Origin of the sequence: Methanosarcina mazei S-6 (assembly GCF_000970205.1) — an archaeon.
Classification (GTDB): domain Archaea; phylum Halobacteriota; class Methanosarcinia; order Methanosarcinales; family Methanosarcinaceae; genus Methanosarcina; species Methanosarcina mazei.
This window is the reverse complement of the sequence record NZ_CP009512.1, coordinates 1,989,906-2,011,620: the sequence shown is the minus strand read 5'-3', so window position 1 is coordinate 2,011,620 and position 21,715 is coordinate 1,989,906. Positions and strand designations below refer to the sequence as shown.

Sequence of the window (21,715 nt, the reverse complement as noted above, 5' to 3'; positions counted from 1 at the left end):
ATTATTTATATTTCTGTTCGAAATTTTTCCTGTGGTCTGGAAGACGTGAATTACCTGATGCACCGGAAACCAGAGGTTTTGCCTGCGTTCGGAAGTATTCAAAGGTTTCCAGACCCCAGTTTACGGATTTTTCTCCGAAACTTACTATAGTATTATCCTCGCCTTCGTCACATTTGCCAGAAGAAAAACAGGCGAAAACCATGGTATCAGTTACTGCCAGTGCAGGTGGAGTTAGGTCCCCATTCAGCACGTATATTTCAAAGTTTTCAAGAAGAAGCAGAGCATCCAGTTCGTCTTTAAATTCTTCTGTAAACTTTTCAAATATAGATTGAGTAAAAATTACAGATACCTTCAGCCCTTTCTTTGCATTTTCTGCACAGATGTTCGGATAGTGCAGATTACGGTTTGAAATAATCAGAAAAACCTGTTTCGAGCTGCAAAAAGCCCCGGTTATTTCCTGATACGCTGAAAAATCATCTTCTTCCTGGCAGTTTTCGGGTATTAATTCCATAAGTTCTTCCATCAGCTTGAAAAAAACGGATGGAGCTCCTCCTGGCTTAACGCCTGACCAGTAATCGTAATTATCCTCAAGCAGCCTGAAAGCCTTTACAAGTGATTCCATTCTTCGGACAATTATTTTCCCCATAAGAGAAAGGCTGTATACTCTGTCCGCCTGAACAACAAGTCCGTTTTCTTTTAACTTTTTGAGCTGGGGCAGGACAGCAACCGGGTTCGTATCAAGTTCTGAATTGATTTCTTCGATGGTCCTTGGCTTCTCTTTCAAAAATAAAAGCAAGTCCGTCCTTTTCTCGGACGACAGAAGAACTGTGATCAGGGAAGATCTCATCAAATCTATTGCAAAGACTACGAATATATATTTTTTCATCCTTAATATTACAGTTCCTGAGTAAACGGGTTGAGTAAACGTGTTAATAGATTTACCTGGTAGAAAAAGTCTGTTTTCAGCAGAATCGCTACAAAAAGGATAATCGATTTTTTATCCCTCTTTCAAACTTTTTCAAGACCTTTCAAATTTTTCAAATCCACAGATGGTTTTACTTCCTGGTTTATGGAGGAACAGAATTTCAGGTGACAGGAGCTTTCACATCATGGAGACGGCTGCGAAGGAAGACCTTGATGACCTCGTCTACGAGCAAAAGGGCAATGGCAGCGGCTATGCAGATCCGCCACTGGTCCCCACTTAGCGAGGTAAGACCCAGAAGGCGCTGCAGGAAGCCGAGCTCGGTCGCCAGGATGGTTATCAACAACGCCATGCTATAGAGGAACATCTGGTTTCGATCATGAATAATGTCCCTGTCAAAGGCAGTCTCGGTCTCGCTGCGAGCGCTGAGTCCCCTTGAGATGCTGAGCAAAACGAAAGCCACAAAGCCCATGGTGGCCGCCGTGGTCACGCCTGCCTCTTCATAGATCGCCTCCAGATATACCGTGGCGATAGCCATCAGGATGCCGAGGAAGGCGATGCGCACCCATTGTGAAGTTGACAGGAGGGGTTGCTTCAACGGCCTAGGTTTCTTATCCATCAGGCCTGAGGTCGGCTTGTCGAACCCCAGTGCCATAGCCACAGGGACTGAGATCAGGAAGTTCAGAAACAGGATGACGAGTGCCGCAAACGGGACTCCACCGAGTACGAAGAAGAATGCAGCCAGCAGGTAGCATGTGATGTATGCCACCAGTTGTCCCATCTGGAAGCGGACGAAGTTGAACAGGTTGTTGTAGATGTTCCGGCCATACTCCACAGCTTTGACGATGGTGGCGAAGTTGTCGTCGGTCAGGATCATCACCGCTGCGCCCTTAGAGACTTCGGTGCCTGTAATACCCATAGCCACACCTATGTCTGCCTTCTTCAATGCCGGGGCATCGTTGACACCATCGCCCGTCATTGCCACGATATTGTCCTTCTGCTGTAGCATTGTCACCAGCCGGATTTTGTCTTCCGGTGTCACGCGAGCCACCACGCCTATCTGATCCAGCTGTGGCTTCAACTGCTCATCAGGAATGGCGGCAAATTGCGCCCCTGTCAGAGCCTGGCCCTCTATACCCAGCTCGTGACCTATGGCGGCGGCTGTCACCGCATGGTCGCCAGTAATCATGCGCACCTGGATCCCGGCACTGTGGCACCTGGCAATGGCATCCTTTGCCTCTGCCCTAGGCGGATCGACTATTCCCACCATCGCCAGAAGAGTCAGGTCCTGCACCAGGTCGAGCAAATTGCCTTTAGGATCGAAAGTGGTCGGATCGAAATCGCGGCGCGCCACTACCATAACCCTCTCACCGGCAGCCGCCATGCGGTCGTTTTCAGCCAGTGCCAGCTTACGATTTTCATCGGTTACTGCCGCCGGATCTCTTCCCGGCAGCCAGTAGTATCCAGCACGAGCGATCAACACATCAGGTGCCCCCTTGACGCAGCAACGCACAACCGGCTTACCCTGCTCATCTGTCATATTGTGGAAGGTAGCCATGAACTTATATTCGGCATCGAAAGGCACCTCGGCTACACGCGGAAACATCTCTCGCGCGCTGTCCACATGGATGCCCCCCTTCTCAGCCAAAACGATCAGAGCGCCCTCTGTAGGGTCGCCTATCAGCGTTTCACCGTCCAGCCTGGCATCGGCGCACAGAGCCATGGGCAGCAGGACCTGATCAAGGTCGATCCTTGTCCCGCCTGCGCTCTGTATCTTTCCCCCGGTGCTGTAAGGCGTCGTGCTTTTCTGCCACGGCTGGCCGGCAGGGATGCCCTGGGTCAGTTTCAACTCGCCCCTGGTGCCGTAGCCTTCCCCCGTCACATGGTAACGGTTCTGGCCTGGGACGGTAAACTCAACCGCTGTCATCTTGTTGAGCGTCAGCGTGCCGGTCTTGTCTGTGCATATAGCCGAGACAGAACCAAGAGTCTCCACCGATGGCAGCCGTTTGACAATGGCATTCTGGGCAGCCAGCTCCCGCGTGCCCATGGAATACATGGTGATGACCACAGCCGGCAGACCTGTGGGGATGGCTGCGATAGCCAGAGCCACACCGGCGATGAAGATATCGTCCAGTGGCTGCCCGTTATTGATCCCCATTATGACCATCAGGATAAATGCAAGACCTGCAAGCGCTGCAATTATCATCGTCAGCCGGTCAAGCTGCTTCTGCAGGGGTGTTTTATCTGCCTTGGTCTTGTTGAGCAGGTCGGCGATGTGACCCATCTCAGTACCCATACCGGTAGTGGTGACGACCATTTCGCCGCGACCACGCGTGACCGAAGTGTTCATGTATGCCATGTTGTGGCGGTCACCCAGTGGTACCTCAGCCCCTTCTATAATCTCGCTGTTCTTGAAGGAAGCAACGCTTTCGCCAGTCAGAGCCGCTTCCTCTATTTCCATAGTGGCCGTCACAAAAAGGCGCCCGTCGGCAGGGACGACATCTCCCGCCTCCATCAACACAACATCCCCTGGCACCACCTGCGCGATGTCGACTTCCTGCGCCACTCCATCCCTGCGCACATGAGTGATGCTCTTCATCGTCCCGGCTAGCTCCTCCAGGCTGGCAGCAGCCTTGGATTCTCCACGCAGGCCCAGCATTGCGTTGAAGACGGTCAGACTCGCAAGCACCAGCGTAGTTCCCCACTTACCTGTGAATATCTGGTTGACGATCGCCGCCACAAGCAGGACTATCTGCATCAGGTCTTTGTACTGCCGCAGGAACGCCTTCCAGCCCGGCTCCTTATTCGTATCCACCAGATGATTCGGGCCGTACTGCTGCAAGCGCTGCTGAGCCTCAGCTGCACTTAAGCCTCTGTCAAGACCGACCTGAAGTCGGCTGGCGACTTCTGTGGGCGTAAGTGCGTACCAATTGACACCTGACTCCGTTTGTGCCGGACCCGGCGATGTGGCTTTATCAGATTGGGGTGACATGTTCCTTCTCCTTGAGTTTGAAAAGTGTGGAGGCTTGATCTTTCAGGTTGAAAGTATCCCTGCTCTTGCATGACCTTACCTGTTCTTGCTGCCCTTTTTCTTGCTTTCCTTCTTAGATTCGTCCTTCGGGACTTCACCGTTTGAAGCCGGGTCTTGTGGATCGGCATCTTCCTCCTCTTCGGCCTTTACAACGGCCTTATCCTTCGGACCGCTGTCCTCTCTCTCCAGCTCTTCCTTTGCCGCAATCAAAGCCTGTTTCTGCTCCTCACTGACTGTAGGATAGGCGAGGTTAAGTTTTTCCATCGTGTAGTAAAGTACGGCAGCCACGGCCAGCCTTGTGAACCACTTGTGATCGGCCGGCACGATGTACCATGGCGCCCACTCAGTACTTGTATGGTTGAACATGTCTTCGTAGGCAGCGATATAATCGTCCCAGTGGGCCCGCTCTTTTATGTCGGCTGCGGAGAACTTCCAGTTCTTCTCCGGCAACTGGGTCCGCCTCAGGAAACGCTCCTTCTGGGCTTCTTTGGACACGTACAGAAAGAACTTGATGACAACGATACCGTTGTCAACCAGATACTTCTCGAAGTTGTTGATCTCCTCGAAGCGCCTCCTCCAGATACGCTTGTCCTTAAGTTTGGGCGGGAGCTGCTGGCTGGCGAGGAATTCGGGGTGCACCCTTACGACCAGGACTTCTTCATAGTAGGAACGGTTGAAAATCCCGATGCGGCCGCGAGAAGGCAGGGCCTTGAAGTTGCGCCAGAGATAATCGTGGTCCATTTCCTCACTTGAAGGCCCCTTGAAACTGTGGACATCGACCCCCTGCGGGTTGACTCCTGACATGACGTGCTTAATGGTGCCGTCCTTGCCGGCTGCATCGAGTGCCTGAAGGTTCATGAGTACGGCATACTGGTTCTGAGCCCAGAGCTTATCCTGCATCTCGGCAAGCATCTGGATGCCTCTTGCCAGGGTTTCTTTTGCCTCTGCCTTCGTCATCCATTTCCCGGTGAAGCCGGGGTCGTAGTCCTTCTTCAAGTTGATCTTTTTGCCGGGAGGGACTCTCATGACGTCCATCAATGCTTCAATTCTGGTTTCCACATCTTCAATTTTGGCTGCCATATTTTGACTTCCTGTATTATTCTGCCTATTGAATGTTCAAGACCTGTCGAATTTCCGAAGGTCATCTGGATGTGCTTGATCTTCATTCTTTTTTAGAGACTAAAATTTCAGGCGGCAGGAAGATCGAGACTATTAAGCCCACTACCGCAAAAATCACCAGCCCCCAGAGGGAGGTTTTTATTCCCTCAATGCGGACGTTTTCGTTGATCCTCAATATCTCCTGTGAAACTTCAGGAGGAGCATCTTGCAGGACAGCCTGCAGTTCTTCATCGCTCAAAAACTGGGCATTCTCCTCTACTGAGGATATCACAGCGGGCTTGAGATCCTCTGGAATAACAGTACTTTCATCCATGAGGGCGGTGGCTCCTGCTACCAGGCCTGCAATGACGATGGAACCCATCAATGCAGTCCTGAGAGACATTCCCAGGTTCTGGGAAGCGCTCATAAGGGCAGCTGTCTCGCTCGTTCTTTCAGGAAGTACCTGCGAAAGTACGAGATTCATTACCTGGGATGCTATAAGCCCCCAACCTGTACCTATCAGGGCAAACCCGGTCATCAGGCCAGGCCCTCTGACCTCTATATTGATGGTTGCACTAGACAGGAAAAGCCCCGCAATAAGTATGAGTAGCCCAGCCTGAATAATGATCTTTGGGGCCATGCGGGAAGATAACCGGGATGCTGCAACCGAAGCAATTAAAAGAGGTATGGAGAGGGGGAGGTAAAGAAAACCTGTCTGTATCGCGTTGAGTCCCAGGGCGACCTGAAAGAAGAGAGCCATGCTGAACAGGAAACCTCCAAAAAGAAGAGTCTGAGCCGTCTGAGTGAAAACTCCTGAAGTAACCCCGCGGTCCCTGAGCACATCAAGCCTTATGAGTGGCATCTTACCCCTACTGATGACGTGACGTTCCCATAGGACAAAAATCCAAGAAATCGAAGCATTGCAATAGCGTTTAAAAATGCCAGCAATGCAGCCAAAAAGACCAGAATAGTAACACTAGTAGGTCTTTCCATATTCTTGTCTCCTATTTTTGTCTCAAAAAACTCCTTTTTCAGGTGCGCATTTTGAGTCCGCCTATGACTCCCCCGATTCCTCCGATAACTAGGAAAATACCAAATACCCAAGGTAGAGCCAGGGCTCCTACCAGAGCGTTGGCTAGAAGGAGAAGCCCGAGGATTATGGTGACTATACCAAGGATTCCTGTTCCCAATCCTTCCCCTTTAAGTCCTGATACAAGTTTTACAGCACCGCTGATTATAGCCCATACTCCTATGAAAATAACGAAGAGTGTGAGCACTATGAAAGGACTGTAAATAGGGTAAGTCAGTATAACGATTCCTGCAATAATGCTCAGGATACCTGAAAGCAGTTTCCACATACGATTTCCAGAGAATACAAAAGCCCCTAAAACGGAAAGAATTCCTCCTGCAAGCCAGAAAATGCCCAGGACCTGTATGAGAATAACAGTTGTTATTGCAGGACTGTATAACAGAAATAAGCCAACAATAATGGCAAAAATCCCTTCCAGGAGAACCACCCACCAGGGTGAATCAAGCGGTTCATACCCTAACTCGCTATCAACATCAACTGGTTGTTCCATGCAAATCCATCTCCCCAATTTTTTGGTGCTTCAATCGAACTCTCCTCTAGCAGAATACAGGTATAGGCATGGCTAAGAAGCATCAATCATCTTGAGCACCAAACTTCCTGTTTCCGGATATTTGAAGCACACTCAGAATGCCAGAGTCAAAAAGAGAATACCCCCTCCCTCCACAAAGAAGGAATTCTCTTCTTTCAGGGGCAGGTCTTTGATGAAACCCTACCTGTACAGCTTACCGCTAATGAATTTCAAATAACCTCTCTGCAAAAGGTGCTGCTGGTTGCTTCATTTCAAGAATTGAAAGCCCCTTCATGACACAGGTTGAAATAAATTATTCGTCTATCACTGTAGCATTTAGAGTCAGGATTTTTTTCAGGTCTAAATTTAAATCTTAATTTCAAGATAAATTTCGGTACCGGAACTAATTTCCCAACTCCACATTTGCCTGAAGATGTGGTGATATTGCCTATTATATACAAAACATAATATATAAAGTGTCTTATTATTATTTCTTAAAAAAGACTTTTTTATCAGAAAATCCGTCAGCTCGCCTGGTGTCCTTATCCACGGAAAAAAGAAAGTGGAGAGGTTTGACAAATTAGCAAAATAAATTAAAAAATAAAAATTCCGGGGCTTAAGACTTTCTTAATCTTAAACCTCTTTTTTCAAGTCCTGCACCTATATTTTTTCTGACGTCCTCCCAGGTCATTTCTGTTCCCATAGCAGCGTACCTGGAAAATCAAGAGCTTCAGCCTCGAAGAAATAATATTCCTCGTCTTCCCCGGTCACGACTGTTTCAAAAGGAGTCCAGACTTCATCATGGGACTTTTTGAGGACGACCGTGGAAATATCAATATTGTTCTCTTCAGCCCAGGCTTTTGAAACCCTGAATTCCATAACTGCCTTATTTATATTCTCTGAGTTTTCAGGTTCTTCATCCCCTACCAGGAGGCTCATGCCCCTGGAAACCTCAATAGTACGGGAGATTTTATAATCCCTGAAGAAACCACTCTCCGGTTTACTATCTGTCTCACTGCCAGCACCTGAAAGCCCCCTTCCTGGGCCCCCGTTTCCTGAGGCTACCATTGCAGAATGCTTCCAGGGTTCAAAACCCTGTTCGGTTATGCCAGATTCCGGAGTGCTCAGGCTGAAACTGGCTTTCCTGTCTTTAGAACCCCCATTTTTCAGGGCTTCAACTGTCCATAAACTTCCCGCAAACTCTTCCGAAATGCCCCTGTAATCCTGAACATCCCGCTTTCCTGAAATGCTATCTTCAACAAACTCCGGAAAATCGGAAGAACGGGTTACTGGCAGATAATCCATGCTGCCGGTGTGAGAATTTATAAGATAGGGTGTATCGCCTACTCCGTCTCCGTCAGCGTCCTCACCTTCATAATCACTCCAGTAGTTCCCGATTTCGGAACTGTTCCAGGTATTAAGGCTCTCATCTTCAACATTCCATATGTTGTCAAAGGAATTGTTGTAAATAAGGTTTCCATAGCTCTCATCGAACAGGATTCCCGTACCAAGGTTATAAGAAATAATATTCGACGCGAGGATATTTTCAGAAGGGCCTGTTTTATCCCCGATGCCTGTGCTTTCGGCCATAAGGTTGACCCCGTACAGATTCGTGAGAACAGTGTTATTTATTAACTTATTATTTTCAGATGCCAAGAGCAAAATTCCCAGTAAATTCAAACTGGAATCACTGTTAGAAGCTGTATTGTTGTCAGAAGCCCACATTGAGGTCCCGTAATAGTTCAGGTTCGCATTATTTGCTTCGAGACTGTTATTTTTCGAAAATGTGAGGTCGATGCCGTAGCTGTTTCCCAGAACAGCATTATTAATTAACTGGTTGTTATCCGAAGACTCCAGATATATACCTTCAAAGTTGTAATTTGCCAGGTTTTCTACAAAAGTGTTGTTTTCGGACGCGGCAGCATAAAATCCGTTGTAATTTTCCGAGGCGATGTTACTGGTCAAGCTGTTGCCCCTGGAATCTGCAATACAGATGCCGTGCCCGTTTTCCGAAAGGGTGTTGCCCGCAATTCGGGTATTATTTGAACTTAAAACATAAATGCCTGCATTATTGCCAGAAGCACTGTTTTTTTCGAGCACGCAGCCATCGGAATCTACAAGAGAGATGCCAAAAAGGTTGTCAGATACGGTGTTATTTTCAAGCTTTGCCCCGCTTGTATTATAGAGATAAATGCCGCATACGTTATTCTCAGGGGCAAGGTCCCTGACCGTAACGTTCTGGCAGGAAATAAAATAAGCTGTCCCTGCATTTGAATTTGAATCAAGCACAATTTCTCCAGGCTCGTTTACATAGAAATAAATCGGTTTGCCGTTAACAAGGTTGTTTGTTTCTATACTGTTCGGTTCAAGCAGCCCCTCGGCTCCAAAATTATAGCAGTTGTCCGACATTGTATTGTTTTTAAGGGCATTTCCACAGGAACTGGCAAGGTAGAGCCCGTATACCATGTTTGAATCTGCAGTGTTGTTCTCAATGTTATTTTCACATGCGTTTTCAAAAAGGAAACCGCACTCTTCATTCAAAACTGCTCTGTTGTTTATGATTTTTCCGTCCCCGGAGTCAAGGAGATACATCCCTATACTGTTGTTTGCAAGGGTGTTATTTTCAAGCAGAAAAGTGTCCGTATTGCAGAGAACAACTCCCCAATAGTTGTTTTCCAGGTTGAGATCCCTTATTGCCACATTCTGGCAGTTAATACAGAAAACAGCCCCTGCCCTGGAAGAAGCGTTTATTTCGAAGTCGCTTTTCCCAGCAACGTGATAAATGGGCTTGAGATCAACAGTATTACTCGTATCTATGTCGTTTAAGGAACCAAAGTCTGTGATTTTCAAGTTATATCCATTGTCCCTCATCTCATTGCTGCGGAGCCTGTTTTCTCCCGAATCTTCAAGACAGATCCCGCAGCTGTTTGAAACGGCTCTGTTTTTTAGAAAAGTATTGTTATGAGAATCATGGAGATAGATCCCTGTATGGACGTTTGAACTGGCATTGTTTTCGTTCACCGTATTGCTGGATGAACCGTAAAGGCAAATCCCGAGCAGATTATCTGTGAGAATATTGTTACAGATATTGTTTTCCTTTACGTTATAAAGAAGAATTCCATAATTGGACAATAGCCCGTTTGAGTAATCGCCTGCCCCGACTATGGTGAATCCGCTGACATTTACGGAGTCTGCAGTGATATAAAAAACACAGTCTTCAGGGTTGTCAGACTGGACTACTGTGCGTTCAGGTCCGCACTCGGAGCGGATTGTCAGGGTTTTATCAATATTTACGGTTTCATTGTACCAGCCATCGCGGACAATAATCGTAGAACCTGCAGCTGCCCTGTCAACTGCTTCCTGAATTGAAGGAAAAGTGTCAGGTGGAGCATCAGTGCCGGGTGCAGTATCGGATACTTCATCGTCAACGTACAGGATTGCAGTCTGCTCCCCCACGGAAACACAATCTTCCCGGGATGTGATGTCGTCTCCAAATTCGTTTTCAACTGAAAGTGTCACTGTGTAAAGACCTGCTTCAGGATAGGTATGCACAGGGTTCTTTTCTGCAGAACCTGTACCATCCCCAAAGTCCCAGTTCCAGGACACAGGGGGATTCCTGCTAGCGTCAAAAAAACTGACCGTAAGCGGGGCAGCCCCTGAAGTAATATTCCGTACAAAAGCTGCTTCCGGAGCTGCGTCCCTGTCAGTAAACGCTTTTATGCAGGCGTTTGAATTTTCAAAGATAGAAGAGAGGTCAGCCCAGTTTATCCCGTCAGGGCTGACGTAACTTTCTCCCGCAAGAGAAGAAGCTTTGCTGCTGTACTCTTCTACGGGGCACTCCAGGGCAACCGGATACCCGTAATCAGGAGCATTGAGCCTGAGCACCACTGAAAAATTCTGCCCTTCTGTGAGTGGAACTTCCTGGTCCAGCCGGACGGTATGGTAACCTGCGTAAGTAAATGTCCCATTTTCGGACGCTTCTAAACCCTCAGGATTTAAAGGACCGGAGACCGGATCAGTATAAATATAGACATCATACCCGGCTCCCGAGTCCGTGGTATAGAAACTGACAGCATTGAGAGTCTCGTTTTCTTCGGCTGTGAAAAGATTGGCAGCCCAGGCGGATGTATTCTGAGCATAGCCGAAGCTGTTGACCCATCCAAGAGGGTCATACTGGTATACGGAGTCGTAACTGTTAAGATCCTCTGCAGTGTAAACTGCATTATCCCTGCTTATTTTCGAATCATAGTATGAGATATAGAAATAACCTTCTTCACCCCATTCAGGACCCCAGGAATTCTTTACAATAAAGGCCCCGTCTCCCGGAGCAGCCGGATTGAATTTATTTTTATCAAAAGAATCGTCCCAGCCAACAATAGCAACAAGGTGATTGGAGAATTCCTGGCCGTCATAATAATAACTGTTGTTAACAGGATCAAAACAGGCAAGATCCACATACATTGAAGAAGCGACTGCCCCGTATTCCTTAAGAGACGACTTAATGTTTTCATTGTCCAGGGCTCCCTCTCTGTCCGGGATAAAGAGGATTTCCTGCACGTGTTTTACTATCGGCGTCTCCTCTGGAGAAATCCTGGAATGAGAGTCATATGGATCATCCGTTTCAACGACAGGTCCGCTCCAGCGCGCCAGATAAGCTGCAGACATCAGTGTGAAGCCGCCTTCAAAACAATCAAAGCTATCGGGATAATAAGGTAAGAGCAGATTTTTCATATTATTTTCCGAAAAATCCCAGGTTTCTGATGGGAGAAGATAGGACTCAAGCGAGGCATATGTCCCGTAAGTCCAGCAGTTTCCCGAATCTATCTGGTCTTTTACAGGGCTGACCTTTCCGAGTGCCCGAAGGTCGTAAAAGGGTTCAAAAGAGTAAGGGTCATCCGCACCTTCAACCGCTTTTAGGTGCGAGAAGCTTACAGGAGCTGGATGCAGCCCGGTTACATACTCTTCTGTTCCGGAAGTCGGCTCATTCGGAGAGGAATATAGCAGTCTGGCAGTTTTTTCTTTTTTATTCATCTGCTCCTGATATTCCAGAAACTCAGGATTTACGGGAGCAAGAGAATACCCTTCCGCAAAATCCCCTCCTTCAGCCGCGTCCGGGCTGGAAGTAAACTGTGCAACCGATTCGTTTTCATCAGCCATACCGGAACCTGCTGCTGCAAGACCGGAAATAAGGATGGAAGAAAGTAATATCCTGAATATAATGTTCACATATTTCATTGAAAAACTCCCTCAAGTAAGCAATCGGCGAGAGCGTTTTCACAATTCGCCGGCGTTTTTACAGGTACATCTCAGTCTAAGAAAATTAAAAGATCCAGGCACTCAAAAACAATAATACGGAATGCCGGGACAGAACCCGAGCACACTGGCCTGAAAGCTGCCCGGAAACAGATGAAACAGAACTGAAAGAGACAGCCTAATATATGCAAGAATTTAGAAAAGTAAACATTGAGATGTATATATAAATTCCGAATTTTACACCGAGAGTAAAAAGAGCCTGTCAGGAGAAAAACCGGAAATCCAGAACATAATTGAGAGCAAAAATTATGAACTGCATTAAATAGTCCCGGGAACCGTAAATGAAAGTTCAAAGTGGCAAAGACGCAAAACATATAAATCCCCCACTCCAGAGGATCAGTAATGAATCAGACAAAGAGTCGGGATATTCCCCTCTACATTTACCATGCCGGGCAGTGTGACCCAAAGAAGTGTACGGGAAGAAAAATGGCACGCTTTGAGCTTGCCCGCCTTTATGACAGGATATCAAGACTTCCCAGATCAGCGATTTTGCTGGACCCCATGGCAGAAAAAGCTCTTTCACCGGCTGACGACCCTAAAAAAGGAATTATCGTGCTCGACTGCTCCAGGGAAGAAGTTGAAAGGGTTTTTCCGGAACTGGAAAAGCTTAACCTGGAACACAGAGCCCTTCCTTACATGCTTGCAGGCAACCCTGTAAACTTCGGAAGGCCATTCAAACTCAATTCCGCAGAAGCCTTTGCAGCAGCCCTGTATATTCTGGGATACAAAGAACAGGCCGAAAAAGTCATGTCCAAGTTTAACTGGGGGCACAGCTTCCTTGAATTGAACAGAGAGCCTCTTGAGGAATACTCAACTGCAAAAAACAGTACAGAAATTGTGGAAATTCAGAGCCATTACATTTGAGGGCAGCTCAGCCTAGATAGAGAGGGATGTGCAGTGAAACCGCCAGTAAGAAAACAGATAGGCGTCATCGGAGCCGGAAACTGCAACAAGGAGACCAGATCCCTTGCTGAAGCCGTGGGAAAAGAGATTGCAAAAAAAGGAGCTGTACTTCTCTGCGGAGGCCTTGGAGGTGTAATGGAAGCAGCAGCCTGTGGAGCAAAACAGGAAGGGGGAACGACCATAGGAATTTTGCCAGGAACATGCAGGGAAGACGCTAACCCCTGGATAGATATAGCCATTACCACCGGAATGGGGCATGCCAGAAACTCTCTTATAGCCCAGTCGTCGGATGCTTTAATTGCAATTTCCGGAGAATACGGCACCCTTTCGGAAATAGCCCTCGGGCTGAAAATGGGGAAGCCGGTGATAGTTCTTGACTGCAAATGGGAAATAGAAGGCATTTACAGGGTAAAAGACCCTCAAAAGGCAGTAGAATTTGCTCTGGAGATTATTGAAGGCTGTTAGGAGCCGCAAATCAGATAAATCATGAGATCAAAAGTTCCGGGACTTTGTATATTAGATATGAAAAAAATCCCTGATAAAGGTTAAATAAAGGATAAATACGGAGTATATGGTCCTGATTCTAGTTACGGATAGCAGAAATTTCGGAATTTGATCCAAAAATTTATATTGAAAAAGGAAACTTCAAGAATTAGGAGGAAGGCTTCGACTCAGACTGGCAGGAGTTTTGGGGTACGCCAGTTTTCCTTTATAATATTTAAGAAAAGTTAAACCGGAGTTTTAAATGCATCTTATCGTAACGGAAAAAAATATAGCGGCAAGGAGGATAGCTGCGATTCTGGCTCCTAAAAGTCCTAAAAAGGAAAGAGTCAGCGGAGTGGACGTATACCGGTACGAGATCGGTTCCGGCGAAAACAGACAGGAAACTGCAGTTGTGGGGCTTTCCGGCCATATTGTCGGGATAGACTTCCCAAAGGAGTACAACAACTGGCAGAAAGTCGATGCCAGAGACCTTATAGACGCCGAGATTACAACAACCCCGATCAACCGGAAGATAGTGACCGCTTTAAAGAGCCTTGGAAAAGAAGCGGATAGGGTCACTATTGCAACTGACTACGACCGCGAAGGAGAACTCATAGGGGTAGAAGCTCTGAATATCATAAAAAAGGTTAACCCGAAAATTCCTTTCGACAGGGTCCGTTACAGTGCAATAACTCCAAAAGCAATTGAAGTCGCATTCTCAAATCCTACAAATGTTGATTTTAACCTTGCAGATGCAGGACATTCCAGGCAGGTAATTGACCTTGTCTGGGGAGCTGCCCTTACCAGATACATTTCCCTTGCAGCAGGCAGGCTCGGAAAAATGTTTCTTTCCGTGGGAAGGGTCCAGTCCCCAACCCTTTCTCTTATTGTTGACAGGGAGAAAGAGAGAAATATATTTGTCCCAACCCCTTACTGGGAAATCCACGTAGAACTCGAAGACGCTGCAGGAGAGACTTTTTCAGCCCAGCATTCTACCCGCCGTTTTCTGGATAAAGAGGAAGCTTCAAAGGTATTCAGGAAACTGGGCAAAAAAGCGGAATTAAAGGAAATCGAAAAGGGAACAAAGACAGACCAGCCTCCCACACCTTTTAATACTACGGGCTTTATCAGCGCGGCAAACTCAATCGGTCTCAGCCCTGCAAACGCCATGCGCATAGCCGAATCCCTTTATACCAACGGTTATATTTCATACCCCAGGACAGACAACACGGTTTATCCCGATACTCTTGACCTGAAGGCTCAAATAGAGATATTCAAAGAAGGACCTTTTAAAGAATATGCAAATACACTTCTTGAAAAGCCCGAACTTGTTCCTACCCGTGGTAAAAAAGAAACCACAGACCACCCGCCTATCTTTCCTGCTTCCCTTGCAAAGGAATCCGACCTCAAAGAAGATGAGTGGAAAGTTTACGAGCTTGTAGTCAGGCGCTTTTTTGCAACCTTTGCCGGACCGAGCATATGGGAAACCATGAGGCTTAAACTTGATATCGAAGGAGAGGAGTTCAGGGCAAACGGGGCAAGGCTTCTTGAACCCGGATGGCGCTGGTATTATCCGTACAATGCTCCTGAAGACAGGCTGCTCCCGGAACTTAAGGAAGGTGACTTATTAAAGGTGATAAAGAAAGAGATGCTGGATAAAGAAACCCAGCCTCCGGGACGTTACGGGCAGGGAAGGCTTATCAATATAATGGAAGAGCTCGGGCTCGGGACAAAAGCAACCCGCCACGAGATTATAAGCAAGCTATATTCCAGGGCTTATATCCACGGAAACCCTGTTCAGCCTACTAATACCTCTTTTTCCGTAATGGACACTCTGGAGAAATATTCGCCTACTATTACAAAGCCGGATATGACAAAGCTGCTTGAAGAAAATATGGACAAAATAGCAGAGGGTAAAATCAAAGAGGAAGCTGTCCTTGAAGAGTCCCGCGAGATGCTCAAGCAGGTCTTTTCTGAACTCGATAAAAACAGGGATAATATCATAGAATCTTTACAGGCAGGTCTCCGGGAAGATAAAATCATAGGCGATTGCTCTTTATGCGGAAACGAACTCATGATCCGCAGGTCAAAAAGGGGAAGCCGTTTCATAGGCTGCAGCAATTACCCTAACTGTACTTTCTCCCTGCCCCTGCCGAAAAGCGGACAGATCATAGTGACCGATAAGCTCTGCGAAGCTCACGGCCTGCACCATATCCGCATAATCAACCAGGGAAAAAGAGCATGGGACCTTGGATGTCCCCAGTGCAATTTCATAGAATGGCAGAAGACCCAGAAGGAAGAGCAGGCACAGCAGCCGAAAAAAGAAAGGCCCAAATCCATTAAAGACCTCGAAGGCGTGGGAAAAGCCACCGCAGGAAAACTGGAAGAAGCCGGTATCACAAGTGTTGAAGCCCTGGCAGAAGCAGACCCTGTGGAACTTGCAAAAACCATAAAGACAAGTGTAAAGAAAATCAAAAACTGGCAGACCTCATGCAATGGCGGCGCAGTTGAGGATTTGTAAAATAGTCCTCAATTACTTTAGTATTTTTGACAAGAACAAAAAGAGAGTTGTTGGAAAAATACATGACCCTTTAAACCTTTTAGAATAGTATGTCCACTATTTCAAGCTCAAGCTCTGCTGTTATGTCCTCTACTCAAACAGTACCAGGAGAATTACTCATGGCAGCGTTCTTTATTTTGATAATCCTTATTTTCTATTTATTTTACAGAAAAAAGAGAAAATGATATCGTTGAAACTTTCTTAAGAAGAATTTATTTAAAGTTTTCACCATAAAATCTGGCATATAATCGAGATTTTGAGTAAAAATAAGACCAGTTAGAAATTTAAATTTTAATTTTGGACCTGTACAACCTTATTAACCATACCAGACGATTCTTTTCCCGCTCGACGCAGGAGAGCGGCTTTTTTCAAAAAGGCAAAAAACGTACATGAAATTCTTCGGATGACATGTTCAAATTTACAGGTGCATTATTGATTTCCCGTTATCTCACACACTCATCTTTAAAAAGGGATAGGTGTATTATTAAAAGGCTTTTAGAGTTTGCACATTTAAGCCTGTATTTTTCAGTAAATTGTAAGAAATTATAGGCTACAATCGGTGTTTGTTTCTTTATACTTGCATAACATTATTATTTTTCAAGACATGTGAATACAAATAAAAATTATATCAATGAAATTATTAATAGAGGTAAATAAAATTATTAATGGAGATAATACATGACCAGTAATTTATACCGAAATATAGTGATTGCAACAGACGGATCCGCAAATTCCATGAAGGCAATTTCCCGCGGTATTGAGGTTGCAAAAGTTAGCGGAGCCACTGTCCATGTAGTTCACGTGGTGGATTCTCCCTCTATAATTTCTGACGTCTGGACTGCTGGCAAAGACATGATCCATGAAATGATGATGAGTGATGGAAAGAAAATATTATCAAAAGCTAAGAAGACGATAGAAGACTCGGGAGTTGAGGTAAAAGATGTCCTTCTGGACGGCCATCCAGGTGAAGAAATTATCAAATTTGCAGAGCGTAACAATATCGACCTTATAGTAATGGGCACACTCGGAAAAACCGGACTTGAAAAATTTTTGATGGGAAGTGTTGCAGAAAAAGTGGTAAGGCATTCAAAAGTCCCTGTCATGATTGTACGAAACGGGAATTAAGGGAAATAAAAGAGCTGAGCTTCAAATCAGAAATTCAATTAAGTCGGCACACTATCAGAAAAAGGGCCGGGGGAAATTTTCTAAACGGAATTTATATCCTCTGTTTTTTAGAAAATTTCTTCCATAATATATGGTTATATTTAATTATTTCAGAAAAGCATCTGTTTCTAAATATTATCAATGATGAAATAATAATTTTTAACTTTTGTGAATAAGTTTGCATAATGCGCATTTTACCTTAATATATTTTTACTGATCTCATAACCATATCTTCAGTCCGTCAGTACATATCATAACTTTTAAGGACTGCAAACCAGATTTATATTAAAGGCTTTTGAAAAAGCTTTTTCGGGAAATCTTTGGATAATAATTCGGTTTTCTTACCCGGATCTAAAAAGATAAGTTAAAAAGACAACTGAAAAAATAATTGAATAAAGATGATCAAAAAAAGATAGCCATTGTACAGACAGTGGTGTACAGACAGTGGATATGATATAAAAAGGATTAATTAAGGAATCATTTGATAAAAATAGCTTAATAATTGATCTCAAGGGGTGTTTTTTCTGGAACTCAGTTTTAAAGGCGGATGCAGGGAAGTAGGGCGCTCGGGCCTGCTTGTTAATGGAGAAATTCTGCTCGATTACGGTATAAAAGCCGGAGAGATTCCCGAATATCCAAAAAACGGCATGGAACCAAAAGCCGTGCTGGTATCACACGGGCATCTGGACCACTGCGGGGCTGTCCCTAACCTCATGTACCTGAACCCCGAGGTCTTTATGACACCTCCGACAGCAGATTTCACAGCCCTGCTCGGAAGAGATACTCTCAAGCTTGCAGAGACCACTCTTTCAGGTGTATCTCCTTTTGATTCTGATGACCTTCAGAAGCTTAACCACAGGACACAAAGAAAGGATTACGGAGAAACTTTCAAAACCCACGGCTATAACGTTTGCTTTTACAACGCAGGCCATATACCGGGAGCATCCGGAATTCACATAGAATCCGAATCAGGAGAAAGTCTGTTTTATACAGGAGACCTGAGCCTGCAGGAGACAAGGCTTGTCCCGGGTGCAGAAGAGTTTCCTGAAGCCGATACCCTTGTGCTTGAAAGCACTTACTTCGGGGAAGACCACGTCCCGCGTAAAGAGACTGAAGAGAGGTTCATAGAATCAATCCATGAGACACTTGACATCGGAGGAACTGCCCTTATTCCTGCTTTTGCCATAGGCAGGACGCAGGAGATCCTTATGTTGCTTGACGCGTACGGGATTCGGGCTTATGTTGACGGGATGGGCAGGGATGTGTACAAAATCCTCAAAAAATACCCCGAATACCTCAGAAACCCCGACCTCCTTGACAGGGCATTCGAACGCGCCACGCAGGTGAAAAATCACTTAAGGGAATCTGTACTTGGGGAACCGGCAGTAATTGTCACAACCGCAGGGATGCTGAACGGAGGTCCCGTACTCTATTATCTGAGCAGGCTTTACAATGACCCTGGGTCAAAAATCCTTCTGACCGGCTACCAGGTTGAAGGGACAAACGGGAGGCTTGCTCTGGAACACAGGATGATAGAAACCAGGGGAGATATCCTTTCCCTCAAACCCGCAATCGAACAGTATGATTTTTCCGCCCACTGCGGGGACAGGGAGCTGAAGCAACTTGTAAAGGACTTCTGCGATAAGGGCACTGAAAGAGTTTTCGTTATGCACGGGGAGAAAACGGAAGCTTTTGCAGAGTGGATTTCAGAAGAAATCGGAGTGGAAGCATATGCACCTGCAAATGGGGGATCTTTCATCTTTTAATATGGGCAAAAGAATTTTTAAAATGTTTTCTTTATTAAGATAAAGAAAGGATAAAATAAGCAATGTTATAGAGATATGAATAAAATGAGTAATAACAGATAGCGAGTAATAAGTAATAAGAGATAACCAGTAATAAGTAATAACAGATGACCAACAAATAAATAATAGCAGATAACCAGCGCTTCAGTATATATAACGGGATGCACATACGTTATTAAAGGGGAATTAAAATGTTAGGGGACCTGATATACGAAGCTATGGGAAAAACGACAGGCATGAGAGTGCTTGACGACAATGGCACTGTAGAGATGACCCTTGAAGAGAAGGGAAATGTTTTTGGAATTGAGTGCACTCTCACGTTAACTGTTGTGGGTAAGAACAGGCCTAATGGCATGCAATACTCAGAAGGGCGCGGAATTCTGATAACAAAAGATGGTGATGCAGCCACTCTTACAATGTCAGGGATATCCATTTCAAAAGGGCTCCCGCCACGCAGCAGTGTTCGTGGGGCAACAATCTTTAATACACAGGCACCTAAGCTGGCGCGCCTCAATAGCGTGGTCTGTGTTTTCGAAGGCGAGGTAAGCGAGGATTCGAGTTATACTATAAAGGATTGGGAATGGAAGTAATCCCTTTTTTGCCGGAAAGGTTTTTAAAGGAGCCTTAGATTAGGCCCCTTCTCCTTTCGCTCCTGTATTCTTCAAAAAGGCTCTCGAGTTTATCCTCTTTGGCTTTATGCCGCTTTAGTTCGGCTTCTTTTTCCCAGGTAGCAATTGCAGCTTTGAGAGCTTCTGGTTCTGCCATTGCAAAGTCATCAGCTCTCTCAAGCTGGATATCTCTTAAAACAGGCACGTCGCCTTTAAAGAAAGTCTCCTCCGCTGCATGAGAGATATCCTCAGGTATAATTACAGCCCTGACTCTGGCTTCCACGAGGATCTGGGCAGTTGCAGCCCCGCCTCCGCTCGGTTTTTCCAGAAAGACAACGTCCCCTGCCTTGAGCCCGTATTTCTCTTTAGTTTCGGCAATGGACTCTTTCGTAAAAGCCGCGATAACCTTTACCGGGGTGCCTTCACCGCGTATTTCCATTTTCTGGATTTTGCGCAGTTTATTGCTTCTCCGCCTCAGTTCTTTAACGGTTTTGTTTTTGTTGCTCAGCTCTTTTTTGAGGCTCTCTATCGTGCTGTCCCTGATCTGGACCTCTTTTGATTTCCTGATTTCGCTATAAGCTTCCTTTTTGAAGCCTTTTAACCTTGACTCAAGCTTTGAAATCTTTCTATCTTTTGCTGCCATTGCCTGCTTCAGTTCTTCAACATATTCCTGCAGGTTCTGAATCTGTTCCCCCTGCCTCTGGACAGTTTCCCTCATTCTCTGGAAGGACTCGTCAACCGCCTTTTCCTCCGGTTTTTCAGGGGCTGCTCTTGCTCCGGCGGGCTTTTCACGAGCTTGTGAGGCAGCACGTACTTTTTCAATCGCAGACTCTATTGACTCTCCCCGGATTACATGAAGCTTTATCAGCTCAAGGTCTGAATTTTCCGGTGCTTTCTTTTCGATACGGGTAAATATATTTTTGTAACTTCTGTAGGTGAGAAGAGCCGCAGTTAATGCATCCCTTTCGTGGTCATTGGAATAGCCGAAAGTCTTCCCGAGTGCAATTTTTTCTTCGGCAGAGACCTCAATTCCAGGGCTTGCAGGGACAGCATTAAAGCTCCTCCTGATCTTTTCTACCGAACCCGGCATTGGAGTAACATCGCTTGCGATCACTGCAGGTTTTCCGTATTCGGCAATAATCTTGACAACCTCATCAGGAGCTATTCCCCTGAAACTTTTCAGGTAGAGGAGGTCCCCATCAAGGGAAAGGATGGCTATGCCTACAGTGGTTCCCGGATCAAGCCCTACTATTGTGAATTTTCGCTTCTGACTCCTGGGTTTCAGCGGGACATAACGGATTTTGTCGCGTTCAACACTTCTCACACTTACCTGGGCATCATTGCTTGCCATAGAATGTACTGGTACCTCTCCACGTTTTGCATAGACAGTAAATTCAGATCTGACATAGCCCCCAAACCCCTTCACATTTACAGCTTCGAACCTGATGCCTTTTTCACGTGAAAGGTCTTTGAGGATGTTTTCAATCTCTCTGCTCCTTTGAAGTACAGCTCCGTGTACTTTTCTTCTATACCTGTTCTGGCTCCATCCTCCGCGTCCAAGAGAACGAGCTCTGCTTACCTTGATTTTAGTAATGTCTTCAAAAAGAGAAACCTCGTGCCCGACTCCGAGGTCTGCAAGCCTTGCACAGGCTTCGGCTTCATCATTTGGATTTTCCGGGTCAAGAGAGATCCCATGCTTGCGTGCAATCCTGACAAGAGGTTCAGGGTGCAGCCCACCGGTTACCTGGACTAGCTTGACTCCGTCAGGCAGTCGTTCCATAAGAGAAAGGAGTTCATTTCTGTCAGCCGCAAGCTCAAAAATATTGTCAACAGCTATAATCTCCGGCCTGTCCCTCTGGATCATATTAAAGATCTTCTGGCGGCGGAGCATACTAAAATGAGAGATCTCCCCGTCCCTGAGAATTGCAAGGGCATACCTGGGAAGTTCCCTCGCCCTGGGAGATCCCCGGGCAATATCGATTCCATAGATAATCCTTTTTTGCATGAACACCTATATTTTATCTCTTGTTGAATATATATTTAACTGATTTCTACCATTATTTTATAAAATTGACATACTCTATAAAGTCAGCTTTTTGTTCAGCTAATTTTAATTTGTTAATTAAATTCACTTCTGTACTTTCCCTAAATGGCTCTCCCTTAAATTAGATTTTCCCACGATTTACTTTCTTATTTGTGTTCAGGCTCTCAATCAGAAACAAATAAAAAC

The 21,715-nt window shown here is 45.8% G+C and carries 13 protein-coding genes; 6 read left to right on the top strand and 7 right to left on the bottom strand.

All coding sequences use genetic code 11. The annotated features are described in order from the left end of the window. Position 1 precedes the first annotated feature (1 nt). The 6 genes from MSMAS_RS08610 to MSMAS_RS08585 form a co-directional block, all read right to left on the bottom strand. Positions 2 to 847, bottom strand: coding sequence for a helix-turn-helix transcriptional regulator (locus MSMAS_RS08610; protein ID WP_048039766.1), 846 nt, complete (start codon positions 845 to 847; stop codon positions 2 to 4). A gap of 238 nt (positions 848 to 1,085) precedes the next feature. Further along, on the bottom strand, positions 1,086 to 3,914 hold the full coding sequence (locus tag MSMAS_RS08605; protein ID WP_011034967.1) for a cation-translocating P-type ATPase: 2,829 nt from the start codon (positions 3,912 to 3,914) through the stop codon (positions 1,086 to 1,088). A gap of 75 nt (positions 3,915 to 3,989) precedes the next feature. Continuing rightward, entirely contained in the window at positions 3,990 to 5,033 is a 1,044-nt protein-coding gene (locus MSMAS_RS08600) for a polyphosphate kinase 2 family protein (protein ID WP_048040396.1), read from the bottom strand. An 82-nt stretch (positions 5,034 to 5,115) separates the two neighbouring features. Beyond that, on the bottom strand, positions 5,116 to 5,913 hold the full coding sequence (locus tag MSMAS_RS08595) for an MFS transporter (protein ID WP_327036896.1): 798 nt from the start codon (positions 5,911 to 5,913) through the stop codon (positions 5,116 to 5,118). Between the two features lie 169 nt (positions 5,914 to 6,082). Then, a complete protein-coding gene (locus MSMAS_RS08590; protein WP_011034970.1) occupies positions 6,083 to 6,631 on the bottom strand; it encodes an HdeD family acid-resistance protein in 549 nt (182 codons plus the stop codon). A gap of 705 nt (positions 6,632 to 7,336) precedes the next feature. Then, positions 7,337 to 11,884, bottom strand: coding sequence for a NosD domain-containing protein (locus tag MSMAS_RS08585; protein WP_048045965.1), 4,548 nt, complete (start codon positions 11,882 to 11,884; stop codon positions 7,337 to 7,339). A 420-nt stretch (positions 11,885 to 12,304) separates the two neighbouring features. Here MSMAS_RS08585 and MSMAS_RS08580 point away from each other — a divergent pair, with 420 nt between their 5' ends. The 6 genes from MSMAS_RS08580 to MSMAS_RS08555 all read left to right on the top strand — a co-directional run bounded on the left by MSMAS_RS08580 (position 12,305) and on the right by MSMAS_RS08555 (position 19,467). Further along, on the top strand, positions 12,305 to 12,826 hold the full coding sequence (locus MSMAS_RS08580; protein ID WP_048046444.1) for a DUF367 family protein: 522 nt from the start codon (positions 12,305 to 12,307) through the stop codon (positions 12,824 to 12,826). Positions 12,827 to 12,859: 33 nt separating this feature from the next. Continuing rightward, positions 12,860 to 13,330 (top strand): TIGR00725 family protein, encoded by a 471-nt coding sequence (locus tag MSMAS_RS08575; RefSeq protein ID WP_011034973.1) that lies wholly within the window; start codon positions 12,860 to 12,862, stop codon positions 13,328 to 13,330. 280 nt (positions 13,331 to 13,610) lie between these two features. Next, positions 13,611 to 15,869: a DNA topoisomerase I gene (locus tag MSMAS_RS08570; RefSeq protein WP_048046442.1), complete on the top strand. Its 2,259-nt coding sequence runs from the start codon at positions 13,611 to 13,613 to the stop codon at positions 15,867 to 15,869. A 717-nt stretch (positions 15,870 to 16,586) separates the two neighbouring features. Beyond that, complete coding sequence (locus MSMAS_RS08565) at positions 16,587 to 17,033, top strand: universal stress protein (RefSeq protein WP_011034975.1); 447 nt, start codon at positions 16,587 to 16,589, stop codon at positions 17,031 to 17,033. A 554-nt stretch (positions 17,034 to 17,587) separates the two neighbouring features. Next, positions 17,588 to 18,838, top strand: coding sequence for an MBL fold metallo-hydrolase (locus MSMAS_RS08560; RefSeq protein WP_011034976.1), 1,251 nt, complete (start codon positions 17,588 to 17,590; stop codon positions 18,836 to 18,838). A gap of 230 nt (positions 18,839 to 19,068) precedes the next feature. Then, positions 19,069 to 19,467: a hypothetical protein gene (locus tag MSMAS_RS08555; RefSeq protein WP_015413031.1), complete on the top strand. Its 399-nt coding sequence runs from the start codon at positions 19,069 to 19,071 to the stop codon at positions 19,465 to 19,467. Positions 19,468 to 19,501: 34 nt separating this feature from the next. On the opposite strand, the gene MSMAS_RS08550 is transcribed toward MSMAS_RS08555, so the two are convergent. Beyond that, positions 19,502 to 21,496 (bottom strand): DUF460 domain-containing protein, encoded by a 1,995-nt coding sequence (locus MSMAS_RS08550; protein WP_011034978.1) that lies wholly within the window; start codon positions 21,494 to 21,496, stop codon positions 19,502 to 19,504. Between the last annotated feature and the right edge of the window lie 219 nt (positions 21,497 to 21,715).

What these genes read in the sequence shown, in the direction of transcription:
- MSMAS_RS08610 (WP_048039766.1), bottom strand. Translation starts at nt 847, where the DNA reads ATGAGATCTTCCCTGATCACAGTTCTTCTGTCGTCCGAGAAAAGGACG.
- MSMAS_RS08605 (WP_011034967.1), bottom strand. Translation starts at nt 3,914, where the DNA reads ATGTCACCCCAATCTGATAAAGCCACATCGCCGGGTCCGGCACAAACG.
- MSMAS_RS08600 (WP_048040396.1), bottom strand. Translation starts at nt 5,033, where the DNA reads ATGGCAGCCAAAATTGAAGATGTGGAAACCAGAATTGAAGCATTGATG.
- MSMAS_RS08595 (WP_327036896.1), bottom strand. Translation starts at nt 5,913, where the DNA reads ATGCCACTCATAAGGCTTGATGTGCTCAGGGACCGCGGGGTTACTTCA.
- MSMAS_RS08590 (WP_011034970.1), bottom strand. Translation starts at nt 6,631, where the DNA reads ATGGAACAACCAGTTGATGTTGATAGCGAGTTAGGGTATGAACCGCTT.
- MSMAS_RS08585 (WP_048045965.1), bottom strand. Translation starts at nt 11,884, where the DNA reads ATGAAATATGTGAACATTATATTCAGGATATTACTTTCTTCCATCCTT.
- MSMAS_RS08580 (WP_048046444.1), top strand. Translation starts at nt 12,305, where the DNA reads ATGAATCAGACAAAGAGTCGGGATATTCCCCTCTACATTTACCATGCC.
- MSMAS_RS08570 (WP_048046442.1), top strand. Translation starts at nt 13,611, where the DNA reads ATGCATCTTATCGTAACGGAAAAAAATATAGCGGCAAGGAGGATAGCT.
- MSMAS_RS08565 (WP_011034975.1), top strand. Translation starts at nt 16,587, where the DNA reads ATGACCAGTAATTTATACCGAAATATAGTGATTGCAACAGACGGATCC.
- MSMAS_RS08555 (WP_015413031.1), top strand. Translation starts at nt 19,069, where the DNA reads ATGTTAGGGGACCTGATATACGAAGCTATGGGAAAAACGACAGGCATG.